We start from the raw sequence: 15481 nt of genomic DNA, 5'->3' as shown, positions 1-15481 counted from the left end.
TCCTTTTTTATTATGTTATTTACTTTACTATCTCCCTCAAGTCATATGAATTTAATCAATATACATTCTTACTAAAATTATATCAATAAATTTAAACTGTGGAAAGTTAATTGTTTCCTTATATGGCTATTTAAAATTTTTAGCAAGTTATTTATATTTTATGAATAAATATTGTAATAGTAAAACAATAAAAAAGGATGGTGAATTTAAATGACATTAGATGAATTAGAGGTAGGAAAAAGTGCAACAATTGTAAGTGTAGGTGGTGCTGGTGCATTAAGAAATCACTTTCTGGACATGGGCCTTACCCCTAATACACAAGTTACCCTTATTAAAGTTGCCCCTATGGGTGATCCAATTGAGTTATGTGTGCGGGGATATGAACTTACATTAAGACTTGAAGATGCTGCAAAAATAGAAATTAAAGATGTCACTGACACAAAATGTGTTAAAAATTATAAAGAAAGAATTCATGACATACCACATCCACAAGTAGGGGAAATGGGAATTTATCACGTTCATAAAAAAGGTGATGAATTATCTGCTGGTGCTCCTTTAACATTTGGTTTAATCGGAAATCAAAACAGTGGGAAAACCACGCTATTTAATCAATTAACTGGTAGCAATCAGCATGTAGGAAACTTTCCTGGTGTAACAGTTGATAGAAAAGAGGGAATAATTAAAAATCATCCTGAAGTTACAGTTACAGATCTCCCTGGAATATACTCTCTTTCACCATATACTAATGAAGAAATAGTAACTAGAGACTTTATTATGGATTCACATCCTAGAGGAATAATAAATATTGTTGATGCAACTAATATTGAACGTAATCTATACTTAACAATGCAACTTATAGAAATGGATCTTCCTATAGTTCTTGCCCTAAATATGATGGATGAAGTTCAAGAAAATGGTGGCACTATTAAAGTTAATTTATTAGAAGAATTACTTGGTATCCCTGTGGTACCAATATCAGCATCTAAAAATATGGGAATTAATGAGCTTATTGAACATGCTATTCATGTTGCTAGATTTAACGAATGCCCTGGAAGATTAGATTTTTGTGATGAAAATGCTTCTGCTGAGCAAGCTGCCATCCACAGATGCATTCATGCAATACTACATTTAATTGAAGACCATGCTAATAACGCAAAAATTCCAGCAAGATTTGCAGCTACAAAACTTGTTGAAGGTGATTCTATTATTTTAAATAAACTTAAATTAGATGAAAATGAAAAACAATTACTAGAACATATTATAATAGAAATGGAAAATGAAACCGGAAAAGACAGACAAGCTTCTCTTGCTGATATGAGATTTACTTTCATTAGCAATGTCTGTAATAATACAGTTATAAAACCATTAGAAAGCAAATCACATATACGCAGTGTAAAAATTGATAATATACTCACTGGAAAGTATACTGCTATTCCTTCTTTTGTAGCTATTATGGCTCTTGTATTTTGGTTAACATTTAATGTTATTGGTGCTACGTTATCTGATTGGTTATCAATAGCTATATCTTGGTTCACAGGTATTTGTGATAAGGGATTAACTGCTTATGATATTAATCCAATAGTAAAATCCCTTGTAATTGATGGTATTTTTGGTGGTGTGGGAAGTGTACTTAGCTTTTTGCCCATCATAGTAGTATTATTTTTCTTTTTATCTGTGTTAGAGGATAGTGGATATATGGCAAGAATTGCTTTTGTTATGGATAAGATACTTAGAAAAATTGGACTTTCCGGTAGAAGTTTTGTTCCTCTTTTAATTGGTTTTGGTTGTTCTGTTCCTGCAATTATGTCAACTAGAACACTTTCATCAGAAAGAGATCGTAAAATGACAATGCTATTAATTCCCTTTATGAGTTGTTCAGCTAAACTACCAATTTATGCATTATTCACTTATGCTTTTTTCCCAAAATATCGCGCATTAGTTATGGTGATTTTATACTTCTCTGGAATTATTGTTGGAATATTATTTTCTTTATTTCTAAAAAATAGTGCTTTTAAGGGTGAGCCAATACCTTTTGTAATGGAATTACCTAATTATAGATTTCCTAGTCCTAAAAGTGTTTGGCAATTAATTTGGAACAAAGCTAAAGACTTTATAACAAGGGCATTTACTATTATCTTTGTAGCAACTATTATTATTTGGTTTATGCAAACATTTGATGCAAGACTTAATGTAGTAAGTGATTCTAGATTTAGTTTATTAGCTATAATAGGTGGTTTAATATCTCCTTTATTTATTCCATTAGGCTTTGGAGATTGGAGAATATCAACAGCTTTAATTACAGGATTTATGGCAAAGGAAAGTGTAGTAAGTACATTAACTGTGTTGTTAGGTGGAAATACTTCTACCTTATCTACTTTATTTACACCTTTTACTGCATTTGTCTTTTTAATATTTACATTATTATATACTCCTTGTGTTGCTGCAATAGCCTGTATAAAAAGGGAGCTTGGTTCTAAAAAAGCTGCATTTGGTATAGCTTTGATGCAATGTGGTATAGCCTGGCTTATATCATTTATAATCCACACTATAGGAGCATTACTTGGATTTGCTTAATATTTATCTATCAAGTATATTTTCTTTAATAAAGCAATAGACTGTATGTTAAAATTACAGTCTATTATTTTTGTCAAATTTTATAACTTATTATTTTTAATTCTTTCTGCTAACTCTTTAACTTTTATTTCTATAGTTTTTGCTATCTTAATAAACTCTTCATCAGACTTTCCAGTTGGATCTTCTAATCCCCAATCCTCTATATGCTTTGCTGGTAAATATGGACATACAACATTACATCCCATTTTTATAACAATATCAACCTTTGGTATATCACTTAACAATTTCGACCTTTGAGATATACTATTAAACACTTTAAATATAGATGATTATCTATATTTAGTCAATATTTTATATTTATAATATAATTAGTTTTTAAAATTACCATTGGTTTATATTTTTTATAACATACTCTCTAAATTGTTCTGCAATTTTTGAGATATAAGCTTCCTTGTTCCATCCCATATAAATTTTCTTATATCCAATATCATCTTTTATTCTTATTTTAGAAATTTTATTTGTATTAATCATAGGTGTATTTACAACTATTGAAATACCAGCTCCTGCAGAAACTAAGCTTGCAAGCATACCAGCCTCAGTAGGTTCCACCGATATTTTAGGTGTATAACCTATAAGTTCTGAATAAGATATCTTTTTTTCATTATCTCTTGTATTATAAACTATAAAATTTTCTTCTTTTAAATCTTTTAAATATACCTCTTCCTTATTAGATAAATAATGATTTTTAGGAACTAATAACTCCATCATTATTCTTCTTCATATCTTGTATTTTTTCTATGCCTCTTTCAATATCATTAAGTGCTGATTCAGCATACTTTAAAAATACATCTCCATATTTAGTTATTTTTATGTTACGTCCTTCTCTTTCAAAAAGTGGAACATTTAACTCTTCTTCTAATTTTGAAATTGCTTTACTTAATGCTGGCTGAGTTACTAATAAAATATTTGATGCTGTAGTAAAGTTTTTTGTTTCTGCTATAACTTTAAAATATTCTAATTGTTGTAAATTCATATTAAGGTCTCCTGTTAATAAATTTTATAAGTAAAATCCTAAATCAAATATATAACTTTTAGTTATACATTATTTAATAGCTTTAGGATATACTTTAGAGAAAGTTATTTTATATTGTACCTCTTTAGGCTTAGGTACTGTATGGTTAGGTGGTACATTTAATAAAAGTGGTTTTGCTAAAGCTATAAATCTTAGTGAAAAAGAAATATTACCTATAGTCGCTCCTGTAGGATATGAAGGTGGTAAAAAATCAGATATGCTAATATGTGGCTGCATAGCTATTCTCAGTTTAAAGATGATCCTATAAAAAATGATAGATTATTCTTTAATGCTCCAGCAGTAATTTTTGTTACTTCTCCTTCACAAATTAATGGTGGATTAGCTTCTTCTAATATGGAGCTTATGACAGATGCTTTAGGTCTTGGTACTTTCTTTAGTGGCTTCTTATTAGTTGCTTCACAAGACAATAAAGAAATTTTAAATTTACTTGGAATAAAGGATGGTAAACAAATAATTTCATGTTTAGTAATTGGATATCCTGATGTTAAATATCAAAGAACTGTTCCAAGAAAGGAAGCTAATATAAACTGGCTTTAATTTTATATTACTTATGTTAACTTTCAAAAAAAAACTACGACATTTTTGCCGTAGTTTTTGATTTTAAAATTAATTTTTAATTCTCTGCAAATTGACTATTATATAATTCCTCATAGAAACCACCTTTAGCCATAAGCTCTTCATGATTTCCTTGCTCAATTATATTTCCATCTTTAATTACTAATATCAGATCCGCACTTCTTATAGTAGATAATCTATGAGCTATAACAAAGCTTGTTCTTCCCTTCATTACATTTTGCATAGCCTGTTGAAGCATAAGCTCTACTCTAGTATCAACTGAACTTGTGGCTTCATCTAATATAAGAATCTTTGGATCAGAAATTATTGCTCTTGCTATAGTTAATAATTGTTTTTCACCTTGTGATATATTAGATGCCTCTTCATTTAAGAACATATTATATCCATCAGGAAGTGTTTTAATAAAATGATGCACATTAGCTATTTTAGCTGCTAAAATAACATCCTCTTTTGTAGCATCAAATCTACCATACTTTATATTATCTTCTATAGTACCATTAAATAACCAAGTATCTTGAAGTACCATACCAAACATACTACGTAAATCCTCACGTTTCATGTCCCTAGTATCTACTCCATCAATTTTAATTGCTCCACCTTTAAGCTCATAAAATCTCATAAGTAAATTAATTAATGTAGTTTTACCTGCTCCAGTAGGTCCAACTATGGCTACCATTTGCCCTGCTTTAACTTCTACATTTAAATCATGTATTAAAATCTTATCATCACTATATCCAAATTTCACATGTTCAAAAGAAACATTTCCTCTTGGATTATCTAATTTTATAGAAGTTTTCTTATCTTCTACTTGTTCTGCTTCATTTAAGAATTCAAATACTCTCTCTACTGCTGCAAATGCTGATTGAATTGCAGATGATAATTGAGTTACTTGTGATAATGGTTGATTTATTTGCCATATATATCTTATAAATGCTTGAAGGTTACCAACTGTTATTCCTCCTGCAATTGATATAATAGCTCCAAGTATTCCTATTGCAGCTATTCCTAAGTAACAAACTAAAGAAACTAAAGGACCCATAGTACTTGATATAAATTGTGCTTTAAATCCTGCAACTTGAAGTTCACCATTTATAGCAACAAACTCTTCTATTGCATCCTCTTCCTTACCATATAGCTTTATTTCATTAAATCCTGTATACATTTCTTGAACTGTACCATTTAATTTACCTAAAGCATCTTGTTGAGTTTTAAAGTATCCTTGTGACTTACCTACTACTACTCTTGAAACTATGTAGCTAAGTGGAATTATAAGTGTTGCTATTAATGCCATTTTAACATTTATAGAGAACATCATAATAAGTGCTAAAACAACTGCTAATATTGAATTTACAACTTGACTTAAACTTTGTTGAAGTGCATTTGAAATAGTATCTATATCATTTGTAATTCTACTTAATACATCACCATAACTATTTTTATCAAAATAACTTACTGGTAATCTTCTTATTTTGTCTTGAACAGCTCCTCTTAAATCTCTCATACTATTTTGAATAGCATTTGTTAATAAGAAACTTGCTCCATAAGTTGCTAGTACATTTCCTAAATATACACAAAGTAATAATATTAGTACTCTTGTAATATATTTAAAGTTTACGCTTGCTCCCTCAACACCTTTTATTAAATCAAAGGAATCATTAGTAAGCTGAGTTATAATAAGTCCTTCTGTTTTTGGTGCAAGTGCTGTAAATACTGCTGCAACTATTATAAGTAAAATAGCTAATAAGAATCCCATTTTATATGGTTTAATAAAAGGAGTTATTTTTTTTATTGAATCTGTAATTTTTTTCATTATGCTAACTCCTCCTCTGTAAGTTGTGATAATGCTATTTCTTTATATACTGAGCATTCTTTTAGTAATTCTTTATGCTTTCCTATTCCTACTACATTCCCTTCATCTAATACTATAATTTTATCTGCATCCATAATAGAACCTATTCTTTGAGCTACTATTAGTACTATTGCATGTGTTGTTTCTTTCTTAAGCTCTGCTCTTAATATAGCATCTGTTTTAAAATCTAGTGCTGAGAAACTGTCATCAAATATATATATTTCTGGCTTTCTTACAAGAGCTCTCGCTATTGATAATCTTTGCTTTTGTCCTCCAGAAACATTTGATCCACCTTCACCTATTGGTTCATCAAAATCCTTTTCCTTTTTAGTAATAAAATCATAAGCTTGAGCTACTTTAGAGCTGTGTACTACTTCTTCATGACTCGCTTCACCTTTACCAAATTTAATATTGCTCTTTATACTTCCTTTAAATAATAATGTTTTTTGTCTTATAAATCCTATCTTTTTACGTAAAGCTTTAATATTAAAGTCTCTTACGTCTATACCATCTATTTTTATACTTCCTTCTGTAACATCATAAAATCTTGGTATAAGATTAATAAGTGTAGATTTACCACTACCTGTACTTCCTATAAATGCTATAGTCTCTCCTTTTTTAGCTGTAAAGGAAACATTTTTTATTACAGGCTCTTCTCCATCTGGATATGTAAAAGTAACATTGTTAAATTCTAAAGTACCTTCATTATTAGTTTCTGTAACTCCATCTACTGGCTCTTTAATTAAGGTTTCAGAATCTAGTATTTCTTGAATTCTTTCAGCAGAAACTTGTGCTTTTGGATACATTACAAATACATTTGAGAATAACATTAATGAAAACATAGCATGGAATAAATATTCTATAAATGCTACTACTTGCCCTATTTGAATTGTTCCTATATTAATCATTTTACTTGCTACCCAGAATAATACTATTATTGCTAAGTTTAATAAAAAGAAGAATGCAGGTTGAGCAATTGCCATTAACTTAAATAAATTTTTTGATATATCAGTATATTTATTATTTGCTATATCAAATCTTTCACTTTCATACTTGTCTTTTCCAAAAGCTCTTATAACTCTTATTCCTGTTAGATTTTCTCTAGATATTCTATTTAGCTTATCCAAGTTTTTTTGTTGAGTTTGTGACCACGGATGTGACTGTTTTGCAATTAAAACTACACCTAAAACAATAAGTGGTAATGTAACTACTAATATTCCTGATAATTTAACACTAGTGTTTAATATCATAAATAAGCTTATTATAAACATTACTGGACATATCATTGCCATTCTAAGAATTGTATTAGTAAATTGCATAACTTGGAATGCATCATTAGTAGTTCTTGTAATCATTGAAGAAACACCAAATTTATCATATTCACTATGTGAAAATTGTTGAGCTTTTTTAAATATATCATTTCTTATATCTCTTACTACTCTTGTAGATATTAAAGCTGATGTATATCCAAGTAATATAGTTCCCATAGCTCCAACTATAGATATAGTTACAATTATTAATCCCATTTTCTTAATATAGTCTAAATCATTGTAAGCTATACCTTTGTCTATAACATCTGCCATTATAGTTGGAATACCAAGTTCAACTAATGCAAATCCTAATACACCTAATAGATTTAATAAAATAAAACCTTTATAATTCTTTAAGTATTTTAATATTAATTTCATGATTTAATCCCTCCCCTTGTTAGTTTTTAATATACTTTTACATAAAAATTACCTTTTAGCTTTCTTATTTTATCATATTAAAACTTTAAATTATAGTGCTTCTAGTATTTTATGTTAACTATAATTTTTTAATCATTATCTATATTTATTCATTATTTAATAATAATCTTTTTAATAAAAAGTAAAAGTACCCTTACATTAAAAAGGGTACTTTTTATGGTTAATACTTTATTATTTAGTATTATCCTTTAAATATTCATTATAAAAATTAGTTAATGTATCATACTCTTCTTGTGATAAAAACTTACTCTCATATTTTTCATCTAAATCTTTTTGTGTAAAACCTATATATCTTATTTTATTCTTGTATAATTCAATTAATCCTAATCTCATCTTGCTTCTCCTTTTTAAGTATAATTTTCTTAATTATACATTAATTTTATAATTTATAATACTATAAATTATAAAATTAAATAAATACCCATACCATATATTCAAACCATTGAATTATTAAGGTATGGGTATTTTTAATAAAAAAATATAGACATAAAATATACTTAGTGTTATTATAGCGTGTATAATGTATATATACACTATGCACATAAGAAAATGAGGTGAAAAATTGAATATAAATATAAGTAATACTTCAACTATACCACTATATGAACAAATACAAACACAAATAAAAAGTCAAATACTAAATGGAAGTCTACAGGCAGGAGATGGCCTACCATCTATTAGAAATTTAGCAAAAGAGTTAAAGGTAAGCATAATAACAACAAAAAGAGCCTATGAAGAATTAGAAAAGGATGGCTTTATAGAAACCGTAATTGGAAAAGGTACCTTCGTATCAAATCAGAATACAGAAAGATTAAAAGAAATAACATTATATAATTTAGAAAATAAATTAGAAGAAATTATAAAACAAGCAAAGTCTGCAGGTATTACCTTAGAAGAAGGACTTGAAATCTTTAAAAGTATCTACGAAGATTTATAAAAGGAGATAATTATGAATGCTATTGAAATTAGGAATTTAACTAAAAACTTAGATAACTTTACTTTAAATATAGATAAACTAGATATTAAAAAAGGATTTATAACTGGATTTATAGGTCCTAATGGTAGCGGTAAGACAACCACTATAAAACTTATAATGAATATGTTAAATAAAGATAGTGGAACTATAAAAATCTTTGATAATGAATACAAACTAGATGATACATCTGTCAAAGAAATGATAGGATATGTGGGAGATATTCCTGGATATATGAAAGAAGTAAAATTCAAGGAAATCAAAAAAAGCATAGCTCCATTTTATAAAAATTGGGACGAAAATTTATATAATCATTACTTAAAGAAATTTGATATAAATGAAAACAAAGTCTATAAAGAATCATCTAAAGGACAACAAAAAAAGTTTGAACTTATAATAACACTTGCTCATCATCCAAAACTAATAATAATGGATGAACCAACTGCTAACTTAGATCCGCTAGTTAGAAATGAATTTATGGAAGTTTTACAAGATCATATTGCAAAAGATGGAGTAACAGTTTTTTATTCAACTCATATCACTTCTGACTTAGATAGAGTTGGGGATTATTTAGTATTTATCTACAAAGGAAAAATAATACTAAATTCAGATAAAGAAACCATATTAGAAAAACATAGAATAATAAGAGGTAGAAAAGAGTTATTAGATGACGATACAAAAAAGTACCTTATATCATATAACGAAAACTCTTTTGGATTTGCTGGATTAACTTCTAATTATAAAGAAGCCTTTGAAGTGTTTGGAGAAGAAGTAGTATATGATAAAGCAAATCTAGAAGATATACTAATGTATTATACTAGGGGGTAGACATATGAATAATATTATAAATCTTACAAAAATGAGTTTTACCAACTTAAAATCAGTATACAAACAAATCTGGTATATATGGATAATATGGATAGGAATCGCCATATATAATCCTTCCTTTTTAAATATATTATTAGGAATGAGTGTATTATTAACAGTATATCAAGTAATGGCTTATGAAGACCATAATAACATAAACTATTTAATATCATATCTACCAGTTAAAAGAAAAGAATATGTGCTATCTAGATACTTATTAGGTATTGTGAGTATATTATTAGCTTCTATACTATTATGTATAGTATATTTTGTATCAACAAAAATAAATCCATCACAAGTAATGTCATTAGATATATTATTACCTACAAGTATAATATCAGCTATATTATCTATGTCTGTAATAATTCCTTTAGTTTTAAAGTTTGGTATAAATAAAGGAAGATTGTTTATGACTATGATAGGTATTGTAGTATCTACAATACCAGTATCAATAATGTCAGAAATAAGCGAAGATCCTAAAACACTAGAAACTATTATGAATGCCATTAATGCTTTAGGTATTCCAGTAATTACAGTTGTTACAAGTGTTATAATATTATTAATATCTATAGCTATAAGTATAAATCTATACAAAAATAAAGAAATTAAAGAAGCTTAAATTAATATTTACAAGTGAGACTTTTAAATTGTATTAATACATTTGTATATTATCTTTCAATATCGTATCTTATTATTATAGAATTTACTTGGGGGGTATTGTAATGAGAGAAAAACATGTTAATACAAAAGATCTAACTAAAATATCAATTATGGCTGCATTAGTTTTTGCAGCAACATATTTAATTAAAGTTCCTTCCTTAAATGGTTATACGCATATAGGTGATTCTATGGTAATTACATCTGCTATAATCTTAGGAAAGAAAAAAGGAGCTTTAGCTGCAGGATTAGGGGCTGCATTATGTGATTTATTAAGTGGATACATGCAATATATAGTTCCTACATTTTTAATTAAAGCCCTTATAGTATTAATTACTGTTTCTATTGCAGAGAATTTAATAGCTAAAACTAAATTTGCTTGGGTTATTGGAGCTATTATAGGATGTATATTCCAAGTATTTGCATATGCTTTAGTAGAAACATTCATGTATGGCTTTGCAGGCGCAATGGCTTCTGTTGTAGGTAATATTATTCAATCTACTGTTGGACTAGTTATATCAATGATATTAGTAACAGTTCTTGAAAAATCAAATGTTTTAAAGAAACTTAAAAATGCATAAAAAAAACTCTCTCAAAATTACTTTGAGAGAGTTTTTTTGTTCTATATATCTTCTAGAATCCAAATGGTATTCCGAATGCAAAGAATGCTAATAATAATATTGTCCAACTGATTATGAAGCATATTGAATATGGCATCATTAATCTAATCATATCTCCAATTGTATATTCTGGCTTGTACTTTCTCATAAATACTAAGATAATACCTGCATAAGACATTAATGGAGTTATTATATTAGTTGATGAGTCAGCAACTCTGTAAGCTGCAGCAACAACTTCTGGTGTCATATTTGAATTTACTTGGTATAACATTGGTAAGAATATTGGTCCAAGTAACATCCATTTTGAAGTTAATCCACCAACAAATAAGTTAATTAACCCTGTTATTACTATAAATCCTATTATTAAAAGTATTGGATACTCTGATAAATTTATAGATTTTAATGCACTTCCACCTAAGTAAGTAATATAAGTTCCAAGTCCACTCTTACTTAATAATGCTAAGAAGTTATATGAGAAGAATGTTAAAACAAGTACTGATCCCATTGTTCCCATTTGTTTCCCCATACCTTTTACTACATCATTAGCAGATTTGAATTTTCCAACCTTTAATCCGTAGAATACACCAGGTAAGAAGAATAAGAATGTAATTAAAATAATTATGTTATCCATAAATGGAGTTACTTTTGAACCTGTTTCTGGATCAATAAATGTTTTTAATGGTCCAAAGTATAATCCTACGCAACATAAAACAGCAATTAAAAATCCTAATCCAGCAAACTTAAGACCTTTGTTTTCTATAGGCTTAACAGTAAAGTCATCTAAGTTCATATCTTCTGGGACAACATAACTTTCTTTTTCTAATCTTGGTTTTATTATTTTAATAGTAACAAATGCTCCAACTGTTGCTAATAAGAATGTAGAAGCTAATATAAAGAAGTAGTTCATTGTAGGTGCATTTAAAGCTTGTCCAGCTGCATTAACAAATGGCACACCTTGTCCTTCAGCAAATATCTTAGCATTATTACCGATAATTATATCTATTGGTGTTGATGGTATTAAGTTAGCACTAAATCCTGCAGATACCCCTGCAAAAGCAGCAGCCATACCAATAAGTGGATTTTTCTTTAATCCAACATATAAAAGACCAGCTAATGGTATTAAAATTACATATCCTGCATCTGTAGCAATACTACTCATAATTCCTAAGAATACTAATACTACAGGAAGCATTTTATCAGAAACTTTTAATCCAACCTTTTTTATTATTGTTGATAATAAACCTGATTCTTCTGCAAGTCCAACCCCAAGCATAACAATAAGGATTGTTCCTAAAACTCCTCCACCGTATGCTAACCAGTTAGTAAGTAATGCATTTGAAAATATCCAACGAATATTTTCTGCTTCAAACATGTTTAAAATAGTGTGTGTAGTATAACTTCCATCACCATTCATAACATCAAATGTTTTTCCCCCTAGGAATAATGTAGCAAATAAAACTACTACATAGAAAATAGCAAATATTATAACTGGATCTGGTATTTTCTTTCCTATTTTCTCAATTAAAGACATTTTTTTCTCTTGTTGTAATTCAATTACATTTTCTTTCTTTCTCTGTTCCATTTTATCCCCCCACGTTATATATCTACAAAACTGTAGCTAATTTACTATTATTTTACTACACCATTATCAATTTATCAACCTTTTTCCTTATAAAATTGCAAATTTATTTATAAAAACATTTTTATTTTAAAATATTAATAATAAATTATTAATGTTTTGAAATATTTCTTTCAGTTTTTATAACCATTGCAACTGAACTATTAAAATTATTTATCCAATGTAAAAAACTGGGTGTTCCCCGGAGGAACACCCAGTTTTTTACATAAATCTCTAATTAATTAATTATATTTTTTAATTTATTAAAGTTATTATCATTTTTTCTACAGAAAAAACTTCATTAGTTTCAAATATTTCTGCTAAACTTTCAATATTTTCTTCTAAATGCTCTATATCCTTTGAATAAGTATGAGCTATATCAACTATATCTTCCTCTGTAAAATCTCCATCTTCAGTAAATCTTACTACAGATAATTCTTTAATCATTAAGTAACTTACTATTGCCATTTTTACCTTTGCAGATACATCATAATCAAAAACTGCTTTCATAAAATATCTAAATATAAAGTAGACTAAAATATGCTCAAATTTATACATTGATTCTTCATAATATTTATTAAAAGAATCATTCTTAGATAAATATATCTCTTTATCATCTTCACTTTGCCAAAAATATCTTATTGCATCATCTAATCCTAAAGGATCATTTGGATTTATATGCTTTAAATTTTTAAATACATTAAAGTACTCATGCATATTGTTATATTTATCATTTTTCTTATTCTTATATTGTTCTAAACTACATAAAAGTTCTTTTATAAAACTTTCATTATTATACTTTTCTCTGATATCTTTAATATCACCTATTTCATTTTCATCTATCTTATCTTGAATTTCTTTAACAAAAGAAATAACTATTGCTGCTCTACTATTTAATTCAATACTTCTATCTTGAAGAATATCAAAAACTATTTTTCTACATTGCATAAGCTCTATATAAAGTCTTGCATTAATATCATTATATCCAGTAACTTCCTCATTATTTTCACTTAATTCAAAAGTTGCTTTTTTAGAATCTCTTAATATTATTCTAGCTGCTTCTGGACATGATAAAGAAATTCCCATTTCACGTAAGCTTCCAAACTCTTCTAAATATCTTGGATATTGCCTACATGTATAACAAAGTCCACCTTCTCCAAGCTCATTATATATATCACATAACTTATTCTCATTTAGAAATGGACAATCATTTCCTTTTAGTACAAATATATTTTCTCCAGCATCATTTACTATTTCACTTTTTAATCTATCACCAAATGCTCCATCTACCTTTTGATACTTATCATAAGTTTCATCATCGATTACTATTCCCCAACCTGCACAACATGTATCTTCACATTCTGATGCTATACATTTAAAGTCTTTAAAATATTCTGGTACTCTTATTTTCATTTTCTACCTCACATCTTGCGTTATTAAACCTAAATAGCTTTCAGATTTCATTTTAATATTTATTAATCTCAGTATCAAGTTTTCTATAAAAAAAAGACACCTACATTGCTATAGATGCCTAACTAATAATTAATTTATATATTTATTTTCTACATTTATTAAATTCCACATAAATATTTGCAAGAGTTCTATTAATAAAATCATTTGTAACATAAGAATTATCAGAAAATAATAATCCATAATCAGTATTAAATCTACTAAGCATAAGAATAATATAAAAATTAGTAATACTTATATCTATAATTCCTGTAAAAAATGGAATTACTGCATTAGAATTTGAAATTATATACGTTAAAGATGGAACAAAGGAACTATCTAAATTATAATTATTGCCCATAACTTTTTTTATAAACTCATCTGCATTTTCATCATCATGAATCTTTACACTACTGTCAAACTTTATATTTCCTTTTTCTACTTCATTAATATATAATCCTATAATAAAACAGTATAAATCTATTTGTAAATTTGCATTTGTATTTACATTAAAGGTTGCTGGATTTATAGGGTTATAATTTTGGTTGTTAAATCTTACATAGTTATAGCTTAAAAAGAAATATAATCTATTAAGATTCATATATATAATTTCACCATCTCTTATTAATGGATTATGGCTTCCTAAAAATTCAGCACATGGAGGAAGTTCAAAATCTTCTAAAGGATTGCAATTACAGTTATTTTTACATTTCTTCTTTCTTTTTTTCTTCATTCAATTTTCCTCCATAATCGCTTTATATTATCCTATGATTTTTTATCACTCTATTCCACTTATTTTTAGCTATTGAATTTTATAAAAAATATAATTATATTTTCAAATAAATACTTACAAATGTTTTTTTATATAAATTTTATTGAACACTCCTATCTTTTCTTAAATATTGTAAAACTTTTTCAAATTTAATTAATGATAAAATACCACTTCCATTTTCTCACTCTCATGGCTTTATTATCACTCATACTTTTTTGACCTTATCTGATTATAGTTTTATAATGTACTTGTACAAAGAGATAAGAGATGTACAAGAAATAAAAAGAACTCACTACTCATACTAGTTAAAAGCAGTAAGTCCTTATAATAATTAAAATAATTTATTATATTAAATTTTTAATTAATGAAAGAGAGTGATTTTATGACAATCTATAATTATGATAAACATGAGGACTATAAATTTGAATATAAAAAGGATCATGTCTTAGTTGATAAATATTATGATACTACTAAAAAATATGCACCTTATACTTCAATGCTTTCTAAACCTGATTTAAGTGAAGAAGAATTTGATAATATTTGTGAAGATTGGTATTCTAGAAAGCATAGAGAAGAAGCTGCTAAAGCTGCTCACAAAAAAGTTAGCTAATAAAAAATCATGCAAAGCATAAATAATAAATCAATAAAAGAACTGCCGCAAATAATAAAAATTTGCGGCAGTTTT

The 15481-nt window shown here is 27.3% G+C and carries 12 protein-coding genes and 4 pseudogenes; 8 read left to right on the top strand and 8 right to left on the bottom strand.

The features are described from left to right. The first annotated feature begins 210 nt into the window (after positions 1-210). Positions 211-2574 carry a ferrous iron transport protein B gene (gene feoB, locus I2E98_RS05145; protein WP_195467896.1) on the top strand — a complete coding sequence of 788 codons (2364 nt, stop codon included), beginning with the start codon at positions 211-213 and terminating at the stop codon, positions 2572-2574. Between the two features lie 80 nt (positions 2575-2654). Here feoB and I2E98_RS05140 read toward each other — a convergent pair. Together I2E98_RS05140 and I2E98_RS05135 are read right to left on the bottom strand one after the other, a co-directional pair. Continuing rightward, a pseudogene (locus I2E98_RS05140) lies at positions 2655-2873 on the bottom strand (arsenate reductase ArsC); the annotation flags it as partial. 82 nt (positions 2874-2955) lie between these two features. After that, positions 2956-3607 (bottom strand): annotated as a pseudogene (locus I2E98_RS05135) (LysR family transcriptional regulator). A 79-nt stretch (positions 3608-3686) separates the two neighbouring features. Here I2E98_RS05135 and I2E98_RS05130 point away from each other — a divergent pair. Together I2E98_RS05130 and I2E98_RS05125 are read left to right on the top strand one after the other, a co-directional pair. Beyond that, a pseudogene (locus tag I2E98_RS05130) lies at positions 3687-3860 on the top strand (nitroreductase family protein); the annotation flags it as partial. Beyond that, a pseudogene (locus I2E98_RS05125) lies at positions 3860-4204 on the top strand (nitroreductase family protein); the annotation flags it as partial. The pseudogenes I2E98_RS05130 and I2E98_RS05125, both read left to right, overlap by 1 nt. Positions 4205-4280: 76 nt before the next feature. On the opposite strand, the gene I2E98_RS05120 reads toward I2E98_RS05125, so the two are convergent. The 3 genes from I2E98_RS05120 to I2E98_RS05110 form a co-directional block, all read right to left on the bottom strand. Further along, on the bottom strand, positions 4281-6053 hold the full coding sequence (locus tag I2E98_RS05120) for an ABC transporter ATP-binding protein (protein ID WP_195467894.1): 1773 nt from the start codon (positions 6051-6053) through the stop codon (positions 4281-4283). Then, entirely contained in the window at positions 6053-7780 is a 1728-nt protein-coding gene (locus I2E98_RS05115) for an ABC transporter ATP-binding protein (RefSeq protein WP_195467893.1), read from the bottom strand. Before I2E98_RS05115 ends, I2E98_RS05120 begins: the two co-directional genes overlap by 1 nt. A 231-nt stretch (positions 7781-8011) precedes the next feature. Next, entirely contained in the window at positions 8012-8173 is a 162-nt protein-coding gene (locus I2E98_RS05110; RefSeq protein WP_195467892.1) for a hypothetical protein, read from the bottom strand. A 229-nt stretch (positions 8174-8402) separates the two neighbouring features. Here I2E98_RS05110 and I2E98_RS05105 point away from each other — a divergent pair, with 229 nt between their 5' ends. From I2E98_RS05105 to I2E98_RS05090, 4 genes are all read left to right on the top strand, one after another. Next, entirely contained in the window at positions 8403-8777 is a 375-nt protein-coding gene (locus I2E98_RS05105; RefSeq protein ID WP_195467891.1) for a GntR family transcriptional regulator, read from the top strand. Between the two features lie 12 nt (positions 8778-8789). Continuing rightward, positions 8790-9641: an ABC transporter ATP-binding protein gene (locus I2E98_RS05100; RefSeq protein ID WP_195467890.1), complete on the top strand. Its 852-nt coding sequence runs from the start codon at positions 8790-8792 to the stop codon at positions 9639-9641. Positions 9642-9645: 4 nt separating this feature from the next. Beyond that, positions 9646-10299, top strand: a complete 654-nt coding sequence (locus I2E98_RS05095) for an ABC-2 transporter permease (protein ID WP_195467889.1) — start codon at positions 9646-9648, stop codon at positions 10297-10299. A 103-nt stretch (positions 10300-10402) separates the two neighbouring features. Beyond that, positions 10403-10918: an ECF transporter S component gene (locus I2E98_RS05090; RefSeq protein ID WP_195467888.1), complete on the top strand. Its 516-nt coding sequence runs from the start codon at positions 10403-10405 to the stop codon at positions 10916-10918. A 52-nt stretch (positions 10919-10970) separates the two neighbouring features. Here I2E98_RS05090 and I2E98_RS05085 read toward each other — a convergent pair whose 3' ends face one another. The 3 genes from I2E98_RS05085 to I2E98_RS05075 form a co-directional block, all read right to left on the bottom strand. Then, positions 10971-12539: an AbgT family transporter gene (locus I2E98_RS05085; RefSeq protein WP_195467887.1), complete on the bottom strand. Its 1569-nt coding sequence runs from the start codon at positions 12537-12539 to the stop codon at positions 10971-10973. Positions 12540-12830: 291 nt separating this feature from the next. Beyond that, a complete protein-coding gene (fliB, locus tag I2E98_RS05080) occupies positions 12831-13988 on the bottom strand; it encodes a flagellin lysine-N-methylase (protein WP_195467886.1) in 1158 nt (385 codons plus the stop codon). A 142-nt stretch (positions 13989-14130) separates the two neighbouring features. Beyond that, entirely contained in the window at positions 14131-14757 is a 627-nt protein-coding gene (locus I2E98_RS05075) for a hypothetical protein (protein WP_195467885.1), read from the bottom strand. Between the two features lie 421 nt (positions 14758-15178). Here I2E98_RS05075 and I2E98_RS05070 point away from each other — a divergent pair, with 421 nt between their 5' ends. Continuing rightward, positions 15179-15406 carry a hypothetical protein gene (locus I2E98_RS05070; RefSeq protein WP_195467884.1) on the top strand — a complete coding sequence of 76 codons (228 nt, stop codon included), beginning with the start codon at positions 15179-15181 and terminating at the stop codon, positions 15404-15406. Positions 15407-15481: the final 75 nt, after the last annotated feature.

Origin of the sequence: Clostridium sp. D43t1_170807_H7, assembly GCF_015555905.1 — a bacterium.
GTDB lineage: Bacteria > Bacillota > Clostridia > Clostridiales > Clostridiaceae > Clostridium.
The sequence above is the reverse complement of the archived record's forward strand: the minus strand, read 5'-3'. Positions and strand labels throughout refer to the sequence as shown.

Coding starts and splice junctions, on each gene's coding strand:
- fliB (WP_195467886.1), bottom strand. CDS start 13,988: ATGAAAATAAGAGTACCAGAATATTTTAAAGACTTTAAATGTATAGCA.
- I2E98_RS05100 (WP_195467890.1), top strand. CDS start 8,790: ATGAATGCTATTGAAATTAGGAATTTAACTAAAAACTTAGATAACTTT.
- I2E98_RS05095 (WP_195467889.1), top strand. CDS start 9,646: ATGAATAATATTATAAATCTTACAAAAATGAGTTTTACCAACTTAAAA.
- feoB (WP_195467896.1), top strand. CDS start 211: ATGACATTAGATGAATTAGAGGTAGGAAAAAGTGCAACAATTGTAAGT.
- I2E98_RS05120 (WP_195467894.1), bottom strand. CDS start 6,053: ATGAAAAAAATTACAGATTCAATAAAAAAAATAACTCCTTTTATTAAA.
- I2E98_RS05110 (WP_195467892.1), bottom strand. CDS start 8,173: ATGAGATTAGGATTAATTGAATTATACAAGAATAAAATAAGATATATA.
- I2E98_RS05115 (WP_195467893.1), bottom strand. CDS start 7,780: ATGAAATTAATATTAAAATACTTAAAGAATTATAAAGGTTTTATTTTA.
- I2E98_RS05090 (WP_195467888.1), top strand. CDS start 10,403: ATGAGAGAAAAACATGTTAATACAAAAGATCTAACTAAAATATCAATT.
- I2E98_RS05070 (WP_195467884.1), top strand. CDS start 15,179: ATGACAATCTATAATTATGATAAACATGAGGACTATAAATTTGAATAT.
- I2E98_RS05075 (WP_195467885.1), bottom strand. CDS start 14,757: ATGAAGAAAAAAAGAAAGAAGAAATGTAAAAATAACTGTAATTGCAAT.
- I2E98_RS05085 (WP_195467887.1), bottom strand. CDS start 12,539: ATGGAACAGAGAAAGAAAGAAAATGTAATTGAATTACAACAAGAGAAA.